This window comes from Streptomyces sp. NPDC088252, assembly GCF_044740965.1.
Classification (GTDB): domain Bacteria; phylum Actinomycetota; class Actinomycetes; order Streptomycetales; family Streptomycetaceae; genus Streptomyces.
On the sequence record NZ_JBIURS010000005.1, the window covers coordinates 140,607 to 156,826 of the forward strand.

The 16,220-nt window shown below is 70.1% G+C and carries 10 protein-coding genes and 1 pseudogene; 9 read left to right on the forward strand and 2 right to left on the reverse strand.

What is annotated here, in order from left to right; translation table 11 throughout:
- The first annotated feature begins 12 nt into the window (after positions 1 to 12).
- Both ACIOHC_RS12640 and ACIOHC_RS12645 read left to right on the forward strand, forming a co-directional pair.
- Complete coding sequence (locus ACIOHC_RS12640; protein ID WP_351075139.1) at positions 13 to 723, forward strand: ribonuclease HII; 711 nt, start codon at positions 13 to 15, stop codon at positions 721 to 723.
- A 60-nt stretch (positions 724 to 783) separates the two neighbouring features.
- Positions 784 to 1,398 carry a hypothetical protein gene (locus ACIOHC_RS12645; RefSeq protein ID WP_351075137.1) on the forward strand — a complete coding sequence of 205 codons (615 nt, stop codon included), beginning with the start codon at positions 784 to 786 and terminating at the stop codon, positions 1,396 to 1,398.
- Between the two features lie 67 nt (positions 1,399 to 1,465).
- Here the strand turns inward: ACIOHC_RS12645 and ACIOHC_RS12650 are convergent, their stop codons facing one another.
- Positions 1,466 to 2,104 (reverse strand): hypothetical protein, encoded by a 639-nt coding sequence (locus ACIOHC_RS12650; RefSeq protein ID WP_351075135.1) that lies wholly within the window; start codon positions 2,102 to 2,104, stop codon positions 1,466 to 1,468.
- Positions 2,105 to 2,644: 540 nt separating this feature from the next.
- Between ACIOHC_RS12650 and ACIOHC_RS12655 the strand changes: the two genes are divergently transcribed.
- Positions 2,645 to 4,804 carry a RecQ family ATP-dependent DNA helicase gene (locus ACIOHC_RS12655; protein WP_365692718.1) on the forward strand — a complete coding sequence of 720 codons (2,160 nt, stop codon included), beginning with the start codon at positions 2,645 to 2,647 and terminating at the stop codon, positions 4,802 to 4,804.
- Positions 4,805 to 5,374: 570 nt separating this feature from the next.
- Here the strand turns inward: ACIOHC_RS12655 and ACIOHC_RS12660 are convergent.
- The gene (locus ACIOHC_RS12660) at positions 5,375 to 6,145 is read right to left on the reverse strand and encodes an MBL fold metallo-hydrolase (RefSeq protein ID WP_365692716.1); all 771 of its coding nucleotides are present in this window, start codon (positions 6,143 to 6,145) and stop codon (positions 5,375 to 5,377) included.
- A 185-nt stretch (positions 6,146 to 6,330) separates the two neighbouring features.
- Here ACIOHC_RS12660 and ACIOHC_RS12665 point away from each other — a divergent pair.
- The 6 genes and pseudogenes from ACIOHC_RS12665 to ACIOHC_RS12690 all read left to right on the forward strand — a co-directional run bounded on the left by ACIOHC_RS12665 (position 6,331) and on the right by ACIOHC_RS12690 (position 16,099).
- Positions 6,331 to 8,434: pseudogene (locus ACIOHC_RS12665) on the forward strand (SpoIIE family protein phosphatase).
- Positions 8,435 to 8,918: 484 nt separating this feature from the next.
- The gene (locus tag ACIOHC_RS12670; RefSeq protein WP_351075130.1) at positions 8,919 to 10,217 is read left to right on the forward strand and encodes a DUF4192 domain-containing protein; all 1,299 of its coding nucleotides are present in this window, start codon (positions 8,919 to 8,921) and stop codon (positions 10,215 to 10,217) included.
- Between the two features lie 327 nt (positions 10,218 to 10,544).
- A complete protein-coding gene (locus tag ACIOHC_RS12675; RefSeq protein WP_401842692.1) occupies positions 10,545 to 11,309 on the forward strand; it encodes an NUDIX domain-containing protein in 765 nt (254 codons plus the stop codon).
- Positions 11,310 to 11,418: 109 nt separating this feature from the next.
- The gene (locus ACIOHC_RS12680) at positions 11,419 to 13,179 is read left to right on the forward strand and encodes an ATP-binding cassette domain-containing protein (protein ID WP_401842694.1); all 1,761 of its coding nucleotides are present in this window, start codon (positions 11,419 to 11,421) and stop codon (positions 13,177 to 13,179) included.
- Positions 13,180 to 13,339: 160 nt separating this feature from the next.
- Positions 13,340 to 14,227 carry a FadR/GntR family transcriptional regulator gene (locus ACIOHC_RS12685; protein ID WP_351075127.1) on the forward strand — a complete coding sequence of 296 codons (888 nt, stop codon included), beginning with the start codon at positions 13,340 to 13,342 and terminating at the stop codon, positions 14,225 to 14,227.
- A 324-nt stretch (positions 14,228 to 14,551) separates the two neighbouring features.
- Entirely contained in the window at positions 14,552 to 16,099 is a 1,548-nt protein-coding gene (locus ACIOHC_RS12690; RefSeq protein WP_351075126.1) for an RNA polymerase sigma factor, read from the forward strand.
- Positions 16,100 to 16,220 lie beyond the last annotated feature (121 nt).

Consider the following 16,220-nt stretch of genomic DNA (forward strand, 5'->3'; position numbering starts at 1 on the left):
CTGACAGGCGCCATGCCGTACGAACCACCCACGCACACCGTCGAGCGCTCACTGCGCGCTACCACTGGTGCCAAGACCGTCGCCGGTGTCGACGAGGTCGGACGCGGAGCGTGGGCGGGACCGGTCACCGTGTGTGCGGCCGTCACCGGCCTTCGCAGACCCCCTGCCGGACTCACCGACTCCAAGCTGATCAGCCCCAAGCGCCGCGCGGAGCTGGCCCCGTTGCTGGAGCGCTGGGTCACCGCGTTCGCTCTGGGGGACGCCTCTGCGCAGGAGATCGACGACCTGGGCATGACGGCTGCGCTTCGGCTGGCCGCCGTGCGCGCGCTCGAAGCCCTGCCGGTGCGTCCCGACGCGGTGATACTCGACGGCAAACACGACTACCTGGGACAGCCCTGGCAGGTCCGCACGGTGATCAAGGGTGACCAGTCCTGTATCGCGGTCGCGGCGGCGTCGGTGATCGCGAAGGTGCGACGGGACACGATGATGGCCGAACTGGGCGCGGATTCCGGCGAGTACGCCGCCTTCGCCTTCGACGCCAACGCGGGTTACCCGTCACCTGTGCACAGGGCCGCGCTGGAGCAGTGGGGGCCCACGCCCCATCACCGTCTCTCGTGGTCCTACCTGGACGCGCTGCCCAGGTGGCAGCACCTCAAGAAGGTCCGTTTCTCCGCCGAGGCGGCTGCACTGGAAAGCGGGGGCCAACTCGGCTTCGACTTCTGATCGCGCACATGTACCCACCCGCTGATGCCTCGTGTGTCGGCGTTTGATAGACAACCACCCATGCCTCTCATCCCCGAGGAGCCTCAGATTCACGAGAGCGCCCAGGGTCCCCGCGTCACTCCGGCCGCAGGCCGCACCGCGCCGACCCCCCGTCCTGTACCCGGCCCGCGTTCAGCGGCCACGCCGCGCCCCGGTCGTCCGGGTCCCGGCCCCGCGAGGCCCGCGCCCCCGGCGCAGCGCCCGCACGTCACCCCCGGTCAGTCGAAGCCGGCCCGACCGGAGAATCGTTCCGCGCCGCAGATCCAGCTCATTCCCGCCTCGGCCGCCGGCGCTCTCGACGCCGCCGACGAAGCGGTGGATCTGCTGCTCGAATCCGGGCGTGCACCGGGTGACATCCTGGTGCTGACCACCGGTGAGCAGCACCCGTGGGCCGTGCACGAACTCTCCTTCGGTGACGCCGCCTACTGGGCGCAGCACGAAGCCGGTGACGACGTCTTCTTCGCCGGTGCCGCAGCTTCGGACCGGCTGGAGCCGCGGCCCGTGGTCGTCGTCGCCGTCAACGGCGGCGACACGGTCGCCGACGCGCTGTCCGGTGCCCGTGAACGTGCCGGAGCCCTGTTGATCGTCTGCGGCGACCCTCAGACGATCAACGCGGTGCTCGGCGCCGGCGTCTGAGCCGCAGGACACCCCGAAGCGTGGTGACCCGGCTGCCCGACGGGGCGGCCGGGCCCGCGACCACGGGTCAGCGTGCCGCGGTCCGCCGTTGCGCCTGAGCGGCGCCGCCGCCTGTGCGCAGCGGCACGGAATCGCGGCCGAGTGTCGTGTCGGCGAGCGCGGACGGCTGCGATGTGGAGTCGGGTCGACGTCCGCCCCGGCCCTCGCCCAGCACCTGCCAGCCGCCGCGGGTGAGTGTGATGTACGAGCCGCACCGCAGGCCGTGCAATGTGCAGGCGTCCCGCAGGCCCCACATCCACGCGCCGTCCTCCTCCGTCCAACGCTCGTCGCCCTCACGGCAGTAGAGCAGTACCGCGGTACGGACGGGAGTGCGGCGGCGGAGATCGTGCGGGATGACCCGGCGCAGATTCGACAGCAACGCGTTGCGGAATTCCCAGCCGTCCGCGGTCATGGAGCGGCGCGCGAACGAGGCACTGGCCGCGAGGCGTTCCTCGTGGTCGAGTACGGCGACGACAGCGGTCGTCGGCGTCGGCCGGTGGCGGGCGTGCAGGCCGCTGACAACCTCGCGTGGGCTGCGCAACAGGGGTATGCCCGCCTCTGCCCACTCGGCCGGTTCCAGCATCCGGGCCAGGCGGTTGGCGGATTCGGTGGACGCCGAAGACGTCGGCATCGAAGTGTCTGCGGACGGAGCGAATCCGAAGGTCACGGTCCTCCCTTCGCATACGCGCCCACGGTGCGGGCAAGGTCGAGTGGGGGCGCACCGCGGCACAGCCCTTCCGGGCCGCGAAAGGACCGTGCGGGGAGCGAGCCCAATTCTTCCTGGCGTATCGGCGGGCGGCAACGAGCAATTGGCGCAGCTGACGGGTATCAGGGGAATTGACTCTGATATCCCTGCCCACGCCGTGACCGGGTAACGCCTCCCGTCACGTTCGAACGGCCGGCATCAGCGGAAACACCGCCGACGCCGCGGCGGTGCAACAGCCGTAGCCCCGGTCGCCGCGGCAGGCCGGGGCGGGAACCGGCCCCGGAAACGGGATTGTTGAGCCGCTCGGTCGCCGAACCGGGAAGGTGTCGGGCTCCGGGTGGAACTGGGGCCTGACCTGCATGGACGCAACCATCGGTGAGGGGTGTGGTCGAGCGCCCCGGCCTGCGGTCCGCGATCGGTGCATGGCCGACACTTTTTGTGATTCGACTGTCACGGGGGGTGAATTGGTCGATTGTCCGTGCCATCGGGTTGCATGGGGGCATGGACAACCTGGAGCTCCGCACCGAAGCCGATACCGTTCTCGCTGAGCTCGTCGGTGACCCGAGCGGTTCGGCACGGCTCCGGGGGGACCAGTGGCAGGCGGTGGCGGCTCTGGTGGAGCAGCGCCGCCGTGCGCTGGTGGTGCAGCGCACGGGGTGGGGCAAGTCGGCGGTGTACTTCGTGGCCACTGCTCTGCTGCGTCGGCGTGGCGCCGGCCCGACGGTGATCATCTCGCCGCTGCTGGCACTGATGCGCAACCAGGTCGAGTCGGCGGCGCGGGCCGGCATCCACGCGCGCACCATCAACTCGGCCAACCCGGAGGAATGGGAGACGATCTACGGGGAGGTCGAGCGCGGTGAGACCGACGTTCTCCTCGTGAGTCCGGAACGCCTCAATTCTGTGGATTTCCGCGATCAGGTGCTGCCCGAGCTCGCGGCCACGACCGGTCTGCTCGTGGTCGACGAGGCGCACTGCATCTCCGACTGGGGCCACGACTTCCGCCCCGACTACCGGCGGCTGCGTGCGATGCTGACCGAGCTGCCCGCCGGCGTGCCGGTGCTGGCCACCACGGCGACCGCCAACGCGCGGGTCACCGCGGATGTGGCCGAGCAGCTGGGCACCGGTGCCGGCGAGGCCCTGGTGCTGCGCGGCCGGCTGGACAGGGAGAGTCTGCGGCTGGGTGTGGTCCAGCTGCCGGACGCCGCGCACCGCCTGGCCTGGCTCGCCGAACACCTGGACGATCTGCAGGGTTCCGGAATCATCTACACCCTCACTGTCGCCGCAGCCGAGGAGGCCACCGCCTTTCTGCGTCAGCGCGGCTTCCGCGTGGCCTCGTACACGGGGAAGACGGAGAACGCGGACCGGCTGCAGGCCGAGGTCGACCTGCAGGAGAACCGGGTGAAGGCACTGGTCGCGACGTCGGCGCTGGGCATGGGCTACGACAAGCCGGACCTGGGTTTCGTGGTGCATCTGGGTTCGCCGTCCTCACCGATCGCCTACTACCAGCAGGTGGGCCGCGCCGGCCGCGGGGTCGAGCACGCCGATGTCCTGCTGCTGCCCGGCAAGGAGGACGAGGCCATCTGGCGCTACTTCGCCGATACGGCCTTCCCGCCCGAGGCGCATGTCCGTCAGACCCTCTCGGCCCTCGCCGGCGCGGGACGGCCGCTGTCGGTGCCTGCCCTGGAGGCGGCGGTGGATCTTCGGCGCAGCCGACTGGAGTCGATGCTGAAGGTGCTCGATGTCGATGGCGCGGTCAAGCGGGTGAAGGGCGGCTGGACCGCCACGGGAACCGAGTGGGTGTACGAGGCCGAACGTTACGCGTGGGTGGCTCGGCAGCGGGCTGCCGAGCAGCAGGCCATGCGCGATTACGCGAGCACGTCCCAATGCCGGATGGAGTTCCTGCGCCGGCAGCTGGACGACGAGGGCGCCGCCCCGTGCGGTCGTTGCGACAACTGCGCGGGAGCCTGGGCCGATCCCGCTGTCTCGGCGGAGACGTTGACGGGGGCGACGAAGGAACTGGACCGCCCGGGGGTGGAGGTCGAGCCGCGCCGGATGTGGCCGACGGGTATGCCCGCGCTGGGCATCGACCTCAAGGGCCGCATTCCGGCCAAGGAGCAGTGTTCCACCGGGCGTGCCCTCGGACGGCTCTCGGACATCGGCTGGGGCAACCGATTGCGTCCGTTGCTGGCCGAGAACACGCCCGACGGTCCGGTCCCCGACGACGTTCTGCGGGCCGCGGTGGCGGTCCTCGCCGACTGGGCACGCTCCCCGGGCGGTTGGGCACCTGACGTCCCGGACGCCTCGGCACGGCCGGTGGGAGTGGTTGCCGTACCGTCCCTGACCCGACCCCAGTTGGTGGGCTCCCTCGCCCAGGGAATCGCGACCACCGGCCGCCTCCCCTTTCTGGGCACCCTGACGTACACCGGCCCGAGCGGCGCGCACGCGGCGCGCCGCAGCAACTCCGCCCAACGCCTCCGGGCGCTGTCCGGCAGCTTCGCTGTCTCCGAGGAGCTGGCTGATGCCCTGGCGAGTTCTCCGGGTCCCGTCCTGCTCGTGGACGATTCCACCGAGTCCGGCTGGACCCTCGCAGTCGCTGCCCGCCTGCTGCGCCGGGCAGGCAGCGAACAAGTCCTTCCGTTGGTCCTCGCTGCGGCGGGCTGAGATGTCCCGTGCCCGTGCCCGACGAACCACGGCTCGGCGTGGCGAGTTCGGGGGTGACGACGCCGAGGCACGGCCCCGGCCCGGCGTCCCCGCCGCTCATGACGACCTCGTCCTGGCCCCCCTTGCCAAGGATCCGACTGCCAAGGATCCCGACGACCGCCCCGCATCAGCGGCCGGGGTCTGCGACCGCCTCCGTGAACTTGCCGCCGCAATCACAGCACCCGGTGCCGGATCCCGTCGGCCCGGCGCGGACACGAAGACTGTCACCCCGCTCGCCGGTGCAGCCCGAACGCCCGTGAGCGTGCCTGGACCGGCCGCAAAACCCCGACATCGGCGGCAGTGGTCCGGGCCGACGCTTGGGAGTCGGGCCTGGGTTCTTTCGATTGGATCGGGCCGGATCGGTGCCTAGGGCCCGGTGCCGTGGATCGCAAGGCGGAGGAGGGGGCCGGATGAGGTCTCCCCTGCTCGAACGGAGCCGAGAGCTCGGGGACGACGCCCTGGCGACCGACGACAACGCGGCGAGGCACGGTGCCGGGGCACGTGAGCCCGCCGTGATCCAAACGAGAGGCCCTAACCGATCGAGAAGGTGGCACCGGGCGCGGCATGGTCGACGGGACCGTCGAACCGGGCCGAGGCGCGCGCCACCGCCTGCTGCGGGGTGAGGAACCGGCCGACGTGGGTGACGATCAAACGGCCTGCCCGGGCCGCGTCGGCCGTGTCGCCGGTGTCTTCGGGCGTGTGGTGCACCTGTTCGCCCTCGGCCGGCGCCTGGGCGCTCTCGGCCTCGCACAGCAGCGCATCGCACCCCTCGGCCAGCTGTGTGAGGTTCGCGCACGGCGCTGTGTCTCCGGAGTAGACCAGCGATCGGTTCGCGGCCTCGACGCGTAGGGCGAAGGCCGGAATTCCGTGCGCCACCGCCCGGCTGGTCAAGGTGAGTGCGCCGACACGTGCCTGATGCCCGTCGTGCAGCTCCTGAATGGCGAAGGCGGACTCGACCGGGCTGCTCTGCGAGGTGTTCGTCAGGAAGTGGACGAGCCGCGCGGCGATGCCCGGTGGCCCGAACAGGGGGATGGGCGCGGCGAGTTGTATGTCCGCGAAGAGCGCCGCGTAGTAGGCGGTGAGCAGATCCGCGCTGTGGTCGGCGTGCAGGTGCGAGATCCAGATCGCGTCCAGCTCATCGAACCGGACGTGCCGCTGCAACTGCGCCAGCGTCCCGCTGCCCGCATCCACCCAGACCCGAGTGTCGCCGCTGGACACCAGATACCCGGAGCACGGGTTGTCCACGCTCGCATAGGGCGTCGCAGACCCCAGGACGGTGAGACGGAGAAGATCGCTGGCCATCCAAGGAGTTTATAGAACACTTGATCCATAAGTGGTGACGTCTCTCCATGAAACGGCGTTGTGCGGCTGAGCGCCGGGGTGCCGTCTGCTGCTGGGTGATCCGCGGCTGTGCTGCCGACGGGGCCGGGGCGAGAGACCATGGTGGTGATCGGCCGGTGACACGGCGGGGAGCGAGGTGGCGACCGGTGGGGTCTGCCGAACCCTTCGTGAGAGGTGCCGGGCGCACGCCTGGGGCTCCGTCCGGCGGCCTGATCGATCTGCTCAGTGTTTCGGCGGTGGTGCTGGACGCACGGGGGCGCGTGGTGTTCTGGAGCCCACAGGCACAGCAGATCTTCGGCTACAGCGCCCGGGAGGCCCTGGGACGGTCCGCGGCCCGGCTGATGGTCGACGAGCAGCACCTGGACCTGGTCACCGGGCTGTTCTCCCAGGTGATGGCAGAGGGTACGAGTTGGGCGGGGGCCTTTCCCGTCCGGCACAAGGACGGCAGCACCCGCCTGGTGGAGTTCCGGAACGTACGGCTGGAGGGCGAGCACGGGGACTTCTACGCGCTGGGGATCGCCGCGGATCAGGCCGTTCTCCAGCATATGGAGCGCGATCTTGCGCTCTCCGCCCGGTTGGTCTCGCAGTCTCCGATAGGGCTCGGGGTCCTGGATCCCGATCTGCGGTACCTGGTGGTCAATCCCACGCTGGAGCGTATCAACGGCCGATCGGCAGGTCGGCCGCCGCGTGCGTGAGGTGCTGGACTTCATGGACGCCGGCCCGGTCGAGACCGCGATGCGACGCGTACTGGACAGCGGAGACCCGCTGGTGAACCAATTCGCGCTCGCCCCCACCCCCTCCGACCCGGGCCGCGTGCACGCCTGGTCGGCCTCCTACTACCGGCTTGAGGACAGCGCCGGGCAGGTGCTCGGACTCGCCCTGGAACTCGTGGACGTCACCGAACAGCACCGCGCGTCCTCCGAGGCAGCCGCGGCACGGCGGCGCCTTGCCCTGATCGCAGACGCCTCGACGCGCATCGGCACCACTCTGGACCTGGACACCACCGTCGACGAACTCGCCCGCACCTGTGTGCCCGAACCGGCAGACCTTGCCGCGGTCGACCTCTTGGAGGCCGTGCTCCGGGGCGGCGACAGCGACCGGGCGCCCGATGGCCCGGTCGCCCTCCGCACCCTGGCCGTCGCTGCCCACCCCGCCCCGGCCGTCTCCGTGCCCTCCGGGCATCCCGCCCGGTACGAGCCCGACCACCTGATCACCCGCTGCATCACCACCGGCCGCCCGGTCCTCGCTGCCCACATCACCGCCCAGGAACTCGCTCACATCGCCCCCTCCCATGCCGCCCGCGTCCTCACCGAGGCCGGGGCACACTCCTGCCTCGCCGTCCCGCTCATCGCCCGCGGCCGCGTGCTCGGCGCGCTGGGCCTCGCCCGCGCCCGCAATCCGCTGCCCTTCAGCGAGGACGACACCACCCTCGCCCTGGAACTGGCCTCCCGCGCCGCCGTCAGCATCGACCACGCCCGCTGGTACCAGAACCAGCGCCAGGTCGCCGAGAACCTCCAGCGCAGCCTCCTGCCCCAGAAACCGCCGTACCGGCCAGGCCTGGACATCGCCTGCCGCTACCGGCCCGCCTCGACCATCTGCGGAATAGGCGGCGACCGGTACGACGTCATCGCGTTGTCCGGCGACAAGACCGCCCTGGTCATCGGCGACGTCATGGGCAGCGGCACCGGCGCCGCCGCCACCATGGGGCAGCTGCGCACCGCCACCCGTACCCTGGCCGTGCTCGACCTGGACCCCGCCGCGGTCCTGCGCCACCTCGATCGCATCACGGGCGACCTGGAGCAACGGTTCGCCACCTGCACATATGCCGTGTACGACGCTTCCCGTGCCTGCTGCAGCATCGCCACCGCCGGTCACCTGCCGCCAGTCCTGATCCCCGCCGTCGGTGCCCCGCGCTTTCTCGACCTCCCCACCGGAGCGCCCCTCGGAGTGGGGAGCGTCCCCTTCGACACCAGCCGGTTGCGGATCGAGCCCGGCGACGGGTTGCTGCTCTACACCGACGGACTGATCGAAACCCGCAGCCACGCCCTCGACACGCGACTGGCCGTCCTCCTGCGGCTCCTCGCGAGATCGCCGCGTCGGCTGGAGGAAACCTGCGACCACCTGTTGGACGCCCTGCGTCGCCGCGACGAGCCTGACGACGTCGCCCTGCTCCTCGCCCGAGCCCGCCCCGTCGCCCGCACGCCACAGTTGCTACGGGGACGCCGGAAACACGTTGACGGGCTTCCTTGAGATCTGGACGCCGTACTTCCGGAGACGGACTGCGGCAGATCACCCACACCGTCCGAGCTGCCCGGCCCCAGGGCGGCGAAGGCACTCGGTCCGGGCTCCTCCGCGCTCAGCGAAAAGACGCACCGACGATCCCTCACCGAGCGAACTTCACCACCGCAGCCGCTGCCGCCGGACCGACCCCGCTCCACCGCATTCGGGCGCGCCCGTACCGGTCGCCGACCGCAGTGTCAGTGCCGCCTGCCATCCTGGTGAGATGCCTGGCGGCGCCCATCACCGAAGCCGATGCCGCCGCCGGGCACACCTCCACGCGGCGCCAACATGGAGCATGGCACTCCGCCCCCCTCCCCGGCCGCCACCTCGGCCTGGACGATGTGCCCCCATGCAACCCGATGACTACGACAAACCGCCAACGACCTCGCGACCCCTGTGGATAACTTTATCCACAGGGGTCGCGGAAATAGGCCGCTCGCGGGACGGTCATGCCATGAACCAGCACGACGAAACCAACGGTCCGGTCGACGAGCAGCAGATCACCCTGCGGGGCCCTGCCGAGCTCGCCGACGCCCTCCCGTACCTCATGGGGTTCCACCCGAACGACAGCGTGGTCATGGTCGCCCTGCACGGTGGCCGGGGTCGTTTCGGCGGGCGGCTCAGGCTCGGCATCCCGCAGTCACCGCAGGAATGGCCACCCGTCGCCGAGCAGCTCGCCGAGTGCCTGATCAAGGGGAGCGAGCGGCGAGGGCAGCGTCCTGACGCGATCGTCATCTTTCTCTGCCAGGATCCTGCCGAAGGCGAGAGCAGCAGTCAGATCATGGAGCGGCTCCGGCCCCTCGCCCAGCGCCTGCGTACGGCGTGCGGCGCGCTCGACGTGCCCGTTCTCGAAGCACTCTGCATCTCGGACGGCCGGTACTGGTCGTACTGCTGCCCGGATGAGCGCTGCTGCCCGACCGAAGGGAACCCATTGGCCTTGCCCGGCACCTCGGTGATGGCGGCCGCCGCCGCATACGCGGGTATTCAAGTGCGCGGAACGCTGCGGGAGATGGAAGCCAGGCTCATGCCTCTGCGCACCCCGGCCGCTGCGGAGCAGCAACGGGCGCTCGACTCGGCCGGGGCCGAGCTGGTGCCGAAGATCTTGGACGAGGCGGGACGCAAGGACGTCGCCCAGGAGACCTTGGGGCTTGCCCGTAGGCTCATGAAACGGCTCAGCGAGGCGCCGGTCGTGGTGCCGTCCGCATCGGACTTCGATGACGACCGGTTGATCAGTCACGACGAGGCCGCCACGGTGATCCTCGGGCTGCAGGACCGGGACACCCGCGACAAGGCCGCCGAATGGATGGAAGGGCCGGAGGCAGGCTCCGCATTGCGGCTCTGGCAGGCGCTGTCCCGTCGCTGCGTCGCACCGTACGAGGAGCACGCCGCGGCGCCGCTGACCTTGGCAGGATGGGTCTCCTGGTCGACGGGGGACGAGCCGGCCGCACGGGTCGCGCTGGGGCTCGCCCTGCGCGTGGACCCCGGGTACACCTTTGCTCAGCTTCTCCACGAGGCGTGCAACCAGGGGCTCGATCCGGAGATGCTTCGCCGTTGTCTCCGAGGGGAACGCCGCGCCCGGACGATCCGGCGAGTCCAACGCACGGACCGGAGCACACGGCCTCGCACGGTACGCCGGACCGCCACGCGACCGAGGAAGACTCCGTCCGGCTCCGCCCGACCCGGCACAGCTGCTGTCCGACGGCGGTCCGGGCAGGCCTCTCCCGGCCGCCGCGGATCCAGGGACGGTCGTTGATCCCCGCGCGTAGCCGCTCCGCGACACGTCTGATCAGCGTTCCGGACTCGGTGATCTCCAGGGCCGCTGGTCGGCGTCCAGGAATTCCCGTCGGCCAGTGAGCTGCCGGGGGCGCCGAACGTCCCGCCCCGCGTCGCAGCGGCGCTCGGGCCGGGGCTCTGCCCTCCGGACGCTTCCGGGCGGCGACGTCGGGCCCCGACGAGGAATCCGGCGCCTTGACGGACGACGAGTACGGCGCCGAGCAGCGCGACGAGCACGGCGAAGGCAGTCGCCGAAGAGCATGGCGAAGGGAGTGTTTATCGTCAGGCAGACGACTATGATCACCGCATGCCGCCCTACGACCCGTCGACCTTCCCGCCCTTCGCTGTCACCGTCGACCTGGTTGTGCTCACGGTGCGCCGTCATGCGCTCTGTGCGCTGGTGGTTCGCCGCGGTGAGCCGCCCTTCCAGGGGCGATGGGCACTGCCCGGCGGGTTCGTCAAAGCCGATGAGGATCTCGGGGCCGCGGCAGCGCGCGAACTCGTCGAGGAGACCGGGCTGTGTGCCCAGGATCCGGCCGCGTCGGCCGTGGGCAATGGTGCCCATCTGGAACAGCTGGCCACCTACGGCGACCCCGGGCGCGACCCCCGGATGAGGGTGGTGAGCGTCGCGCACCTCGCTCTGGCCCCTGATCTGCCGGCGCCGCGGGCGGGCGGCGATGCGAACAGCGCGCGTTGGGCGCCAGTGGGGGATCTGCTCGGCCCGGAGGGCGGGGTAGGCCATGAGGGCGAAATACAGGCTCCGCTGGCCTTCGATCACGCGCAGATTCTTGCCGACGGTGTCGAACGGGCGCGTTCCAAGATCGAGTACTCCTCCCTGGCCACCGCTTTCTGCCCGCCGGCGTTCACGGTCGGTGAGCTTCGGAGGGTGTACGAGGCGGTATGGGGCGTGGTCCTCGACCCGCGGAACTTTCACCGCAAGGTGACAGGAACCCCCGGATTCCTGGTGCCCGCGGGTGGGACGACCACGCGACAGGGCGGCCGTCCTGCCCAGCTCTTCCGTGCCGGAGCGGCCACGGTCCTCAACCCGCCGATGCTGAGGCCGGAAGTCTGACCCCGCGGAACACCGTAAGGCCAGGTGCACAAAAAGTCGGATATGTCGCGTTATCTTGCTGCGGTACCCGCCCTGCCGCCGAGCGGTCTCACCTCCCGCGAGAGAAGCGATGCTCCAGGCCATCGGACTCACCAGCTCCCCCCGCCGCGGCCTTCCGGTCGCCGTGGACGATCTCACCTTCGAAGCCCGGCCCGGCCACGTCACCGCACTTCTGGGGGCTCCCGGTTCGGGCAAGACCGCGGCTCTCCGCCTGATGCTCGAACTCGACTCGGGCCGGGGGGTCACCTACTTCCGGGGCAGACCGTTGCACCGCATCCGCCACCCGGCGCGTGAGGTGGGCGTACTCCTCGGGGATGTGCCGGGGCACCCCGCCCGTACCGTCCGGGGCCAGCTCCGCATGCTCTGCGCCGCCGCAGGCGTGCCGGCGTCCCGGGCCGACGAATTGCTCGAAACCGTCGGTCTCGCCGGACTCCGGGACCAGCGAATGGGCACGCTCTCCCTCGGCATGGACCGCCTGCTCGCCCTCGCTTCGGCGCTGCTCGGTGACCCGCACACGCTGGTCCTCGACGCCCCCGCAGAAGGCCTCTCTCCGCGCGAGGAGTGCTGGGTGCATGGGCTGCTGCAGTCCCACGCGCGACAGGGCGGGACCGTTCTGTACACCACGGCCGACCCCAAGGAGGCCGCGCGAGCTGCCGACCACGTGGTCACCATCGAGCACGGGCGCCTCGTCGCGGACCAGAGCGCCGACGACTTCTCCCGGACCCGCCTCCGTCCCCGGGTGGCGGTACGGACCCCGCACGCGGCCCGCCTCGCTGCCGTCGTCGGTCGCGAGGCCCGAGCGGCCGGACGCTCGGTCGAGGTGGTCAGCGAAGCGAGCGGCCGCCTCTCCGTGTACGGGTCCACCTGTGCGGAGATCGGCGACGCGGCGTTCCGGCACGGGCTCCCGGTGCATCAACTCGCCGACGAGGTCGCCGACACCGGTCCCGCAGGCGTCATGACCCCCACGGGCCACGCTCACGGCGAGAGGGAGGTCGCACCGCAGCCCGCCGCGCGTGCGTCCGGCTCGGAACCACTGCCATCGATCCGACGCCGCCCGGCCCGCAGCCCGCTCCGCCCCCTGCGATACGAACTCCGTCGCCTCCTCGGGGTCAGAACGGCAACCCTGGTCATGGCCATCGTTCTTGTCGCCTCGGTCGGGCTCTCCGTCCTCCTTGCCCGCTCCGGCCACGCTCAGCTGCCGAAGGTGCTGGCGGCGTGGCCGTCATCGCTGCCGTTGCCACCTGCGGCAATCGGCGCAGGAGTGCTCGGCGCCGTCTCGTTCGGCGACGAATTCCGCTATCCCGCGCTAGCGGCGGGCCGAGGCACCGTCCCCCGCCGCCTGGGGCTGCTCCTCGCCAAGCTGCTGGTATCGGCGGGCGTCACCCTGGTGCTCGCCCTGGCTGTCGTCCTGGCCGCCGCAGAAGCTCTCCACCTGGTCTATGGCGACGATTTGCTCCGGATTCCGCCGAATCCGGTAGCCATGGGTGCAAGTTGGGGAGCGCTGACCGTGGGCTGCGCCTGGGCGGGTCTCCTGGCTGCCGGAGTCTTCAGAGTGGCGACGGCGGGCGTTGCCGCGGTGCTCGCCGTTCCCGTGCTCGTTGTTCCGCTTGTCCAGAACGTGCTGACGGGGTCGGGCTCTCGTCCGATCGACGGCCTTCCGGGCAGGCTTCGAGAACTGATGTGGCCGCGCTGGCCGCACGAGACGGACCGATGGGTGGCGGTCGTCGTGCGCGTGGTGACGCACCCGGTGGGGACCGCACTGTCGCTGTCGTTGTCGGTCCTGATCTGTGCGTATCTGTTCACCAGTCTTCGCAGCAGGGTCCGTTGGTGATCGCGGCTCGGTGATTGAGTGCTCGCAGCCCCGCAACTTCCCGGAAGTCGCCCGATTTCCACCAATAAGGCGTCAATTGGGGGGTGGGTGCCGATCACCCTTTCGTGTGCTTTTCACCAAAGACCTCAAGGGCCGGGCGAGCCGCGCCGACAAAGGATGCGTGAGTACCCTTGCGCACACCATGATGACCGCCGCCCGCTCCGCCGATTCCGGCCTCGCCGGCCCGGGTGAACTCGATCGCTACCCGTACGCGGAGGCGCCGGCCGGCGAGCGCGCCCCTCTTCGTTCCTGGGACGGCCCCGATGCCGAGCTCGGCCGGGCGGGCCGGCGGGGCTCGGCCAGTCGTGGCCGCGGCCTCCATGGCCAACTCGTTCAGCAGTTGGGTCAGATGATCGTCTCCGGCGACCTGGGCGCCGACCGTCCTCTGGTGCCGGAGGAGATCGGCCAGCGTTTCGAGGTCTCCCGCACCGTCGTACGCGAATCGCTGCGCGTCCTTGAGGCCAAGGGCCTGGTCAGCGCCCGGCCCAACGTGGGTACCCGGGTCCGCCCGGTCAGTGACTGGAATCTGCTGGACCCCGACATCATCGAATGGCGCGCCTTCGGCCCTCAGCGCGAGGACCAGCGTCGCGAACTGGGTGAGCTCCGATGGACGATCGAGCCGCTCGCTGCCCGTCTCGCCGCAGGTCATGGCCGCGAGGACATTCAGCAGCGCCTCGGTGACATGGTCGAGATCATGGGGCATGCACTCGGGCAGGGTGACGGGATCACCTGTTCCAGGGCCGATGTGGAATTCCATTCCCTGCTCATCCAGGCGGCTGGCAATCGCATGCTCGAGCACCTCTCCGGCATCGTTTCCGCAGCCCTGCAGGTCTCCGGCGGCACCGTCACGGGCTGCGACCGTCCCACTGAGGCATCCCTCGGTCACCATGCGCGAATCGTCGACGCCCTCGCGTCCGGTGACTCGGCGGGCGCCGAGGCGGCCATGCGTCAACTGCTCGTCGTCCACCCCGAGGTGGAGCGGGTGGTGCCCGCGCCCCGCGAGCACTGAGCGCAGCACGGCCAGGGTGTACGAACCACGTGTCGCCGGGCCCAGGCGGTCCGGCGGCACAATTGTGGTGGGATGGCACCCCTGGTCACGTTCGTCGCAAATGAGGTGTGACTCGGGCCACGCGGATTGGGCGTAACACTCCTCGAAACAGTGCGATGACTTAAGAGGTGACCGCCACGGAAGGAATACAGCAGCCGTTCAGTGCGCTGTGCAGTTCTGAGGCCAAACCCGCGCCGTCGGTACATTCCCAGCCCGACGGTCGTCGGCTCCAGCCCTCTCCAGGGCCGGGCCGGAAGCCGTTTCCATCGTTCCGAGAGGTTGTTCGTGTCGGCCAGCACATCCCGTACGCTCCCGCCGGAGATCGCCGAGTCCGAGTCTGTGATGGCGCTCATCGAGCGGGGAAAGGCTGATGGGCAGATCGCCGGCGATGACGTGCGTCGGGCCTTCGAGGCTGACCAGATTCCGCCAACCCAGTGGAAGAATGTTCTGCGCAGCCTCAACCAGATCCTCGAGGAAGAGGGTGTGACGCTGATGGTCAGTGCCGCGGAGCCGTCGAAGCGTGCCCGCAAGAGCGTCGCAGCAAAGAGCCCGGTCAAGCGCACCGCCACCAAGACTGTCGCGGCCAAGACGACCGTGACCAGGACCGTCGCGGCCACTGCCGCCCCGTCGGCAGAGACCGTGGACGTGGTGGCTGACGACGCTGCCGCGACCGGCCCTGCGAAGAAGACGGCAGCCAAGAAGACGGCCGCCAAGAAGACCGCCGTGAAGAAGACGGCGGCCAAGAAGACAGCAACGAAGAAGTCCGGAAAGTCGGACGACGAGCTCCTCGACGGCGACGAGGCGGCCGAGGAAGTAAAGGTCGGCAAGGGCGAGGAGGAGGAGGCCGAGGGCGAGAACAAGGGCTTCGTCCTCTCCGACGACGACGAGGACGACGCTCCCGCGCAGCAGGTCGCCGTCGCCGGCGCCACCGCCGACCCGGTCAAGGACTACCTGAAGCAGATCGGCAAGGTTCCCCTCCTCAATGCGGAGCAGGAGGTCGAGCTCGCCAAGCGCATCGAGGCCGGTCTGTTCGCCGAGGACAAGCTGGCGAATTCGGACAAGCTCGCGCCGAAGCTCAAGCGCGAGCTGGAGATCATCGCCGAGGACGGCCGACGAGCCAAGAACCACCTGCTGGAGGCCAACCTCCGTCTCGTGGTTTCGCTGGCCAAGCGCTACACCGGCCGCGGCATGCTCTTCCTGGACCTGATCCAGGAAGGCAACCTCGGTCTGATCCGCGCGGTCGAGAAGTTCGACTACACCAAGGGCTACAAGTTCTCCACGTACGCCACCTGGTGGATCCGTCAGGCGATCACCCGCGCCATGGCCGACCAGGCCCGCACCATCCGTATCCCGGTGCATATGGTCGAGGTCATCAACAAGCTCGCCCGTGTGCAGCGTCAGATGCTCCAGGACCTGGGCCGCGAGCCCACGCCGGAGGAGCTGGCGAAGGAACTCGACATGACCCCCGAGAAGGTCATCGAGGTCCAGAAATACGGTCGTGAGCCGATCTCCCTCCACACTCCGCTGGGTGAGGACGGAGACAGTGAGTTCGGTGACCTGATCGAGGACTCCGAGGCGGTCGTCCCGGCCGACGCGGTCAGCTTCACGCTCCTCCAGGAGCAGCTGCACTCGGTGCTCGACACGCTCTCCGAGCGTGAGGCGGGCGTGGTCTCGATGCGCTTCGGTCTCACCGACGGCCAGCCGAAGACGCTGGACGAGATCGGCAAGGTCTACGGGGTGACGCGTGAGCGCATCCGTCAGATCGAGTCGAAGACCATGTCGAAACTGCGCCACCCGTCGCGTTCGCAGGTGCTGCGCGACTACCTCGACTAGGGATTGTCGTTTGGATCGGGGAGCGACACCGGGGCACGTGAGTCCGGCCTGATCCAAAGAAGAGATCCTGGGTCGTAGAAGTGCGAGCGGAGGGCCGGGTTCCCATGGGGGAGCCCGGCCC

What these genes read in the sequence shown, in the direction of transcription:
- ACIOHC_RS12670 (WP_351075130.1), top strand. Translation starts at nt 8,919, where the DNA reads ATGAACCAGCACGACGAAACCAACGGTCCGGTCGACGAGCAGCAGATC.
- ACIOHC_RS12660 (WP_365692716.1), bottom strand. Translation starts at nt 6,145, where the DNA reads ATGGCCAGCGATCTTCTCCGTCTCACCGTCCTGGGGTCTGCGACGCCC.
- ACIOHC_RS12640 (WP_351075139.1), top strand. Translation starts at nt 13, where the DNA reads ATGCCGTACGAACCACCCACGCACACCGTCGAGCGCTCACTGCGCGCT.
- ACIOHC_RS12655 (WP_365692718.1), top strand. Translation starts at nt 2,645, where the DNA reads ATGGACAACCTGGAGCTCCGCACCGAAGCCGATACCGTTCTCGCTGAG.
- ACIOHC_RS12675 (WP_401842692.1), top strand. Translation starts at nt 10,545, where the DNA reads ATGCCGCCCTACGACCCGTCGACCTTCCCGCCCTTCGCTGTCACCGTC.
- ACIOHC_RS12680 (WP_401842694.1), top strand. Translation starts at nt 11,419, where the DNA reads ATGCTCCAGGCCATCGGACTCACCAGCTCCCCCCGCCGCGGCCTTCCG.
- ACIOHC_RS12645 (WP_351075137.1), top strand. Translation starts at nt 784, where the DNA reads ATGCCTCTCATCCCCGAGGAGCCTCAGATTCACGAGAGCGCCCAGGGT.